The organism is Nocardia asiatica NBRC 100129 (genome assembly GCF_000308415.1).
GTDB classification, from domain to species: Bacteria; Actinomycetota; Actinomycetes; order Mycobacteriales; family Mycobacteriaceae; genus Nocardia; species Nocardia asiatica.
Genome location: NZ_BAFS01000453.1, coordinates 21,138 through 27,137 on the forward strand (window position 1 = coordinate 21,138; position 6,000 = coordinate 27,137).

Consider the following 6,000-nt stretch of genomic DNA (forward strand, 5'->3'; position numbering starts at 1 on the left):
AACATCACCGGTGCGGTACTGCTCGATCTCCTCGAGCCGATCCGGCAGTGCCTGGGTGTCGTGTGAAGGCTCAACCTGGGGATGTCCGTGAACGCCGACAGCCTGGGGCGACAATGAAGCGGGACTCGACCCTGGCACTGCGGAAATCCACCCGCCAGGCTGGTCGGTGATTGGCCGTGAGCCGGTAGGTGATCTGGGTGGCGGCGAGTAGGTGTACGAATTCAGCGACTGGTTTGTCGCGTAGCGGCCCGGATCATGGCGGTGCGGTAGGCGGGCGCGGCGCCGAGGGCGGCCACCACGGGGGTTGAGCCCGAATTTCACCTCCGGACGGGCCTACCGCAGGGTCGTACCCGTGGGCCAGGCCCGACCGGCATGAGGGCTAGTTCTAGCACGTCCAAGGAAGCTGGATGGTAGTCAGTAGGTCGCGCGGGTCCGGCACTCGTCGGGTCCGGGGGGCAGAGGCATGCCCGCAGCCGTGTTGTCTCGATCGACGTGGACAACCGACATTCCTGCGGCCAGGGCTCCGAGGATGTCAGCCGTCCAGCTGTCGCCTACCACGACCTGTCGGGTTCGGTTCCGGCAAGGTCGACGGCGGCGCGGAACATCCGCAGGTGGGGTTTACGGGCGCCGCCGCGGGCCGACACCACGACCCCGTCGATGAGGTCGGTCAGTCCGGCCTGGTCGAGGGCCGATTCGACGTTCCATGTCCAATTCGTGCAGACGACGATGGCAACGCGGTCGTCGCGTAGCGCGGCGAGTACTTCGGCGACCTCCGGATACGGTTTCATCGTCCAGGTCGACCCCTCCGCGTGGATCTCCTCGACGGGGGAACCGATATCGGCGGTGACGTGGTGGGCTCGGATCATGGCGGCGATGCGGGCCTTCTTCCAGGCCGTGTAGGTCTCTCGGAAGCGCGAGGCGGCGATAGGCTCGCTGCCGTCGGCGGCCTGGCTCAACAAACCGGGCAGCGACCCGATCATCGAGTGCGATGCCGTGACCGGCGAAACTTCTCGCCAGGAACGCCCGCGGCGCTAGAACGCCAGGAGCGTGCCGAACATGTCGATGATCGCAGCTCTACGACGAGGCATGCCCACCGTAGAACCTGCCAGTCGGTCGATATCTACGGGCGCCATCGAAGTTCACTTCTTTCGCGAAAAGTGTTACACAGCAATAGATGTCGGCTCTGCGCGTGGCGGGTTCGCAGGCGGTGACCCTCCTGCGATCGGGCTCACATTCGGATATAGTCTGCTGCCGACCAGCCCGACGAGGAGTTTCCGCCGCGGATGTCGGTGGCGGAGTGCGATCAGATGCGGAATGAGGAAGAGGATGCCGGAGTCCGGCCCGAAGACATCGACCGACGACCTTGTCTCGATAGTGCTCGTCACCTATCAGAGTGCCGATGACCTGCCCGAATGCTTGTCCTCGCTCAAAGCGGCAGCGGGTGGCTACGACTTCGAGACCATCGTGGTCGACAACTCCTCCGGCGACAACAGCGTCGAGATCGCCCGAAGCTTCGGGGCGACGGTCATCGCGAACTCGGACAACCCGGGGCTGTCGGCGGCGATCAACCAGGGTGCGGCCCGTGCGTCGGGCCGCTGGCTGTTCCAGCTGAACCCGGACACCGTGCCCGAGGAGAAGTCCATCGAGCAGTTGGTGGACCGCCTCAAAGCCGACCCTCGTATCGGTACGGTCGGCCCGAACATCGTGCAGCCAGACGGTGCCGCCTACCCGACGGGGCGGAGGTTCCCGTCGCTGGGCGTCGGCGTGGCGCATGCTCTGCTGGGTAAGGTCTGGCTGTCGAACCCCGCCACGCGCCTATACCTCATGGACGATCTGGACCGCAGCCGCGTGCAGGATGTCGACTGGGTCTCGGGCTCGTGCATGATGATCCGCCGCGAGGCGTTCGAGGCCGTCGGCGGGTTCGACGCGGGCTACTTCATGTACTTCGAGGAGACCGACTTCTGCCTGCGCCTGAACCGGGCCGGGTGGCGGGTGGTGTTCGATCCGGCGGCGACCATCATGCACAAGGTCGGCGGGTCAACCAAGAGCGCGCCGTATCGCAAGATCATCAACCATCACAAGAGCGCGCTGCGGTTCTTCCGCCACCGCAACCAGGGCAGCCCCTGGATCGTCCTGACTCCCGTCGTCGCTGCGTTCCTGGCTGCTCGTGCCGCGGTGTCTCTCGCCGGTGTCGCCCTGAAACAGCGCAGGCAGGCCGCAGTAGACCGCATGTTCGCAGTGGTCGGGGTCCAGGCCGGGCCCCGCAGTGTGTAGCCCGTCGGCGCGGAATTCGAGTCGATAGACCCGGGGCATCGGCATGGCGCGGCTGAACGGCCAGCCCACCCGGGTCAGGCCGAGGCCGATCGGGGCGCGGGCGATGAACGTGCCGTGGCTCGCCACCACGACCACGCCGCCGCGATGCCGGCGTCCCAGCGCGGCCACCGCGCGGGTCGCCCGCGCCGTGAGCTGGTTCAGGCTCTCCCTGCCTTCGCGGGCGCGGGCCGGGTCTGCCCAGCTCTGGGCATAGTGCCGCTCCCACTGCGGCGTAGGCGGCAACCCGGAATCCCATTCGCGCAGCTGACCACGCCCCCGGCACGGTCGCGGGCGCGGCCGACATCTACCGGGCCAACGGGATCGAGTTCCAGCCTCGGCGGCGCGAGGACCGGCTCAGTGTGAGTTTCCCGCTTCCTTGGAGGGGCCGACAATGCTACGTCGCGCTGGAGGCTGCTGGCACGTCGATGACTGTCGGGCGAGAGCGATCGTGTTGCTTGTTGACAAGGAATCTGAGCCACACAGCTTACGGCTATGGAGCTGGCTCCACATCACCGGCAACGGACAGCGGAGGGGCGGGGGGCTGTGGTGATGTCGCGGTGGCGGTCGATGAAGGTGCCCATCATCCCGTCCCATGAGTGATCGGAATTCTCGCCGACGACGAGGAGCTGGCTGCGGTGTATGCGGCGTTCCCAGTCGGAGTCGGAAAGCGCGGCAGCCTGGGCGAAGGGCTGGCTGAAGGCTGCGGGGTCGGTGCGGAGTGCTTCGAGGCGAAGTTCGCGGAGGTGCGCGCCATGGCCGGGGCATGGCCGTCCGATCGTCCAGGTTGGCATCCGTCCGACGGTACGAGGGTCCTGCGGCACGAGCGAATGAAATTGGCGGCCCACCTCTACTTGGTAGGCCACCAATTAGAGATCGTTGCGGTCAGACGGTCACTAGGTCAACTCACAATGAGGTCAGACTGAGGCCGGGATGAACTCACCGGCGCGAATACCTGCGACGAAGGCAGTCCATTCGGCGGGGGTGAACTCCAAAGTAGTGCCGACAGCATCGCGGACTACGGTGCCGTGGCTGTCCGTAGTAATGCTGGGGACAGCGATGCTGCCGCCCTGGATGTCGTTGCCGAGGGTCAACTCGAGGAATGCTGCCCAGGCAGTGACGGGCACGGCGATGGTGGGTTGCAGGTCTGCGGGGCCGTTGTATTTGTCGTCGCGGACGAGCACCATATCGCCGTCGAATCGCACTTCTACGCAGTTGCTCGAGGAGGCCGAGAACGAGGACTTGAACCAGTCGCGCCGGGGGGTGGTGCTGCTCATGCGGATGATCCTATCTGTGTGATTACGTCGCGAATCCGTGCAAGAGAGTCCTCACGCGAGAGCGACGCCTGCGCGGCGGAGGCGAAGGCCGCCGTCAAGGTTTCGATCTTTGTGGTGTCTTCGATCACCTCGGCGACCACGGCTGATTCGTGCCAGCCCAGGGGCGCGGCCTGGTCGCCGGGGAAGTCGAGGATATGGAAGGTGGAGCCGCCGAGAGTGGGGCCGCTGGAGCTGGTGAAGGGCAGAATCAGCACTTGCACGGTGTCGTGTGTGGTGATGATGTCGACCAGGCGCTCCAGCTGGGCGCGCAGGACATCGATGCCGCCGAACTGTTGATGCAGCGCAGCTTCGCAGATCACGACGTTGAATCGGACCGGATCGGCGCCGCCGATGCGCTCCTGTCGCTTCATTCTCGCTTGGACACGGCGCCGGACCTCCGGTCGGCGGACGATGACCTGGTCGCCGGCGATGAGGCTGCGTGCGTAGTCCTCGGTCTGCAGCAGACCAGGGATGAGCAGCGACTCGAACGACGAAATCTCCTCGGCACCGTACTCCAGGCCCCACAGCCGAGTCTGTTCGGCGTTGAACAGCCCGGCGTACTCGTCCCACCAACCGCGGGCCTTGGCCAGCGCGCGTAGCTCGGTCAGCTTCTCACGCTCGTCGCCGTCGATCTCCAGCAGATCGAGCAGCGCCAGGTGCTTCTCTTCCGGCAGCACCATGCGGTCTCGTTCGATCTTGTACCAGTAGTTCGGCGCGTAGCCAAGCTGCTTGGCGATCTTGGTGCCAATCAGCCCGAGGTCGGTCTGCCTGCGCCGCAGCCGTTCGAACAGCTCCCAGCGCGCGACGGTCGGTGACATCGGTGCCACGACGTGTCCTCTCCAGTCGGGATGAGCGGATATGTGAAGACGATACAGGGTCTGCACGCACCCAACTGGCCACCTAGCATGTTAATTAACATCTTGAATCTGTTTACGTTTCAGTAGAGATGTTGACGTTTAAAGAGCGTGTCACTTACCGTATGAATGTGTCGGCTATCACCTTGGCCAGAGTGGCCGACACACCCTCCGATGCGGAGTGCGTTGGCGCTCCGCGCATCTGGACGCCAAGGGGCAAAACATGGCAAGCGAGAGTGACGAGCACCGAGCCCGAGGTGCGCAGATACATCAGCACCACGACGGCAGTCTTTCCATCGCTCAGGCGCGCGTTCTCAGGGCGCTGAACTGCGGCGGAACGCTCACCAAGAAGCAGATCGAGGTGGCGGCTGGCCTGACGAGGTGGAAGACCCGGCAGACCGTCACGGAACTGACCCGCCGAGATCTGATCTTCGACAGCGCCCGGCTGGACCGCTATGAGATCACCCGGTTAGGCCGCAACACTTTGGCGGCTCAGGCGTCCGACTTCGGGCGGCTGGAGGCGGAACATGGAAGAGCTACAGGACCGGACTCCCGGTGACTACATCGAGTACGGCTTCCAGTCGACGTGGCCTCCCGTGTTGCGGAGGGCCTGCACAGGCTGGATTCCGAGCCTTTTCCGATGCCTGGGCATGGCGGCATGAGTGAACACATCACGGAGGTGGACGGGCTGCAAGCGACCTGGCGACTGGAACGGCTGCGGATAGAGATCATGAACGTGCACAACCAATCTCAGTCGGTTGAGGTGACGTTCGCGCCTGGCACGGATTTGGCAGCCGCACGGGATAGACGTCCGAAGTGGGCGCGGCCGTGGGACCGGATACGCAGCGAATTCTGGATGGAATACACGTCGGCCACCGGACGCAACCCGACTGTTCGCGCAGTGCGGTTGTGCTGATAGGCAATCGAGACGCACGCGAGCTGTGCAGCCCCTGGGCGATCGTCACCGTGCAGGACTACCGCACTTAGTACGGCGCTGCGGCCGAGTTCTCGGCCTAGGCACACCGACAGCATTTGGCACCGGTCGCCATCGGCGGCTCTATGGCCCCAGGACATGAAACATCTTCCCAATCAACGGCTTTTCCTGCGGTGATCCCACCCCTGCCCAGAGGAGATGAACATATTGAGATCACTCGCAGCTATCGGCTACATCCGCCGCGATGTGTCCGGAACCCGTCAACACTGGGATGAGACAGAAATCCGCCGTCTGGCCCACGACTTGGGCTACTCCCTCGCCAAAATGGCCGTGTTCGGCGACGACGTGGACCATCCGGCGCTGCGCCTGCGCAATCTGGCCCGCAACATGACCCGCGTACACGGGGTGGAGATCTCGGCTGTGCTCACCCCGAATCTCGATCATCTCGACGGTGATGCGGGGCCGGTCATCGAGTGGTGCGACGAGGTTGTCACCGTGGACGACGGTGCGACCTATGCCCGCACCGAGTCAGATGTCATCGCGTAAGGCCGTGGAGGCAACTATCACCGGCGATCAAGGTCGTTCT

Annotated in this window: 9 protein-coding genes and 1 pseudogene; 4 read left to right on the forward strand and 6 right to left on the reverse strand. The window is 64.7% G+C overall.

The genetic code is table 11. The features are described 5' to 3' along the window. Positions 1 to 414: 414 nt before the first annotated feature. Positions 415 to 558, reverse strand: a complete 144-nt coding sequence (locus tag ON27_RS46000) for an HAD hydrolase-like protein (RefSeq protein ID WP_083888032.1) — start codon at positions 556 to 558, stop codon at positions 415 to 417. Continuing rightward, a complete protein-coding gene (locus ON27_RS40400) occupies positions 552 to 980 on the reverse strand; it encodes an HAD family hydrolase (protein ID WP_051047322.1) in 429 nt (142 codons plus the stop codon). The genes ON27_RS46000 and ON27_RS40400 overlap by 7 nt, the downstream gene beginning before the upstream one ends. 346 nt (positions 981 to 1,326) lie before the next feature. Here ON27_RS40400 and ON27_RS34505 point away from each other — a divergent pair, with 346 nt between their 5' ends. Then, complete coding sequence (locus ON27_RS34505) at positions 1,327 to 2,274, forward strand: glycosyltransferase family 2 protein (RefSeq protein WP_063711429.1); 948 nt, start codon at positions 1,327 to 1,329, stop codon at positions 2,272 to 2,274. Between the two features lie 111 nt (positions 2,275 to 2,385). On the opposite strand, the pseudogene ON27_RS46005 reads toward ON27_RS34505, so the two are convergent. From ON27_RS46005 to ON27_RS34520, 4 genes and pseudogenes are all read right to left on the reverse strand, one after another. Beyond that, positions 2,386 to 2,577: pseudogene (locus tag ON27_RS46005) on the reverse strand (histidine phosphatase family protein); the annotation flags it as partial. Between the two features lie 245 nt (positions 2,578 to 2,822). Beyond that, entirely contained in the window at positions 2,823 to 3,104 is a 282-nt protein-coding gene (locus tag ON27_RS43545; protein WP_157227678.1) for a hypothetical protein, read from the reverse strand. Positions 3,105 to 3,227: 123 nt separating this feature from the next. Continuing rightward, positions 3,228 to 3,587, reverse strand: a complete 360-nt coding sequence (locus tag ON27_RS34515) for a DUF397 domain-containing protein (protein WP_043737219.1) — start codon at positions 3,585 to 3,587, stop codon at positions 3,228 to 3,230. Continuing rightward, positions 3,584 to 4,444, reverse strand: a complete 861-nt coding sequence (locus ON27_RS34520; protein WP_051047323.1) for a helix-turn-helix domain-containing protein — start codon at positions 4,442 to 4,444, stop codon at positions 3,584 to 3,586. The genes ON27_RS34515 and ON27_RS34520 overlap by 4 nt, the downstream gene beginning before the upstream one ends. 259 nt (positions 4,445 to 4,703) lie before the next feature. Here ON27_RS34520 and ON27_RS34525 point away from each other — a divergent pair, with 259 nt between their 5' ends. From ON27_RS34525 to ON27_RS34535, 3 genes are all read left to right on the forward strand, one after another. After that, positions 4,704 to 5,039: a hypothetical protein gene (locus tag ON27_RS34525; protein WP_157227680.1), complete on the forward strand. Its 336-nt coding sequence runs from the start codon at positions 4,704 to 4,706 to the stop codon at positions 5,037 to 5,039. An 81-nt stretch (positions 5,040 to 5,120) separates the two neighbouring features. Further along, positions 5,121 to 5,396, forward strand: coding sequence for a hypothetical protein (locus ON27_RS34530; RefSeq protein WP_157227682.1), 276 nt, complete (start codon positions 5,121 to 5,123; stop codon positions 5,394 to 5,396). Positions 5,397 to 5,621: 225 nt separating this feature from the next. Further along, on the forward strand, positions 5,622 to 5,960 hold the full coding sequence (locus tag ON27_RS34535; RefSeq protein WP_157227684.1) for a hypothetical protein: 339 nt from the start codon (positions 5,622 to 5,624) through the stop codon (positions 5,958 to 5,960). Positions 5,961 to 6,000 lie beyond the last annotated feature (40 nt).

Coding starts and splice junctions, on each gene's coding strand:
- ON27_RS34525 (WP_157227680.1), top strand. CDS start 4,704: ATGGCAAGCGAGAGTGACGAGCACCGAGCCCGAGGTGCGCAGATACAT.
- ON27_RS34505 (WP_063711429.1), top strand. CDS start 1,327: ATGCCGGAGTCCGGCCCGAAGACATCGACCGACGACCTTGTCTCGATA.
- ON27_RS40400 (WP_051047322.1), bottom strand. CDS start 980: ATGATCGGGTCGCTGCCCGGTTTGTTGAGCCAGGCCGCCGACGGCAGC.
- ON27_RS34520 (WP_051047323.1), bottom strand. CDS start 4,444: ATGTCACCGACCGTCGCGCGCTGGGAGCTGTTCGAACGGCTGCGGCGC.
- ON27_RS34530 (WP_157227682.1), top strand. CDS start 5,121: ATGCCTGGGCATGGCGGCATGAGTGAACACATCACGGAGGTGGACGGG.
- ON27_RS34515 (WP_043737219.1), bottom strand. CDS start 3,587: ATGAGCAGCACCACCCCCCGGCGCGACTGGTTCAAGTCCTCGTTCTCG.
- ON27_RS43545 (WP_157227678.1), bottom strand. CDS start 3,104: ATGCCAACCTGGACGATCGGACGGCCATGCCCCGGCCATGGCGCGCAC.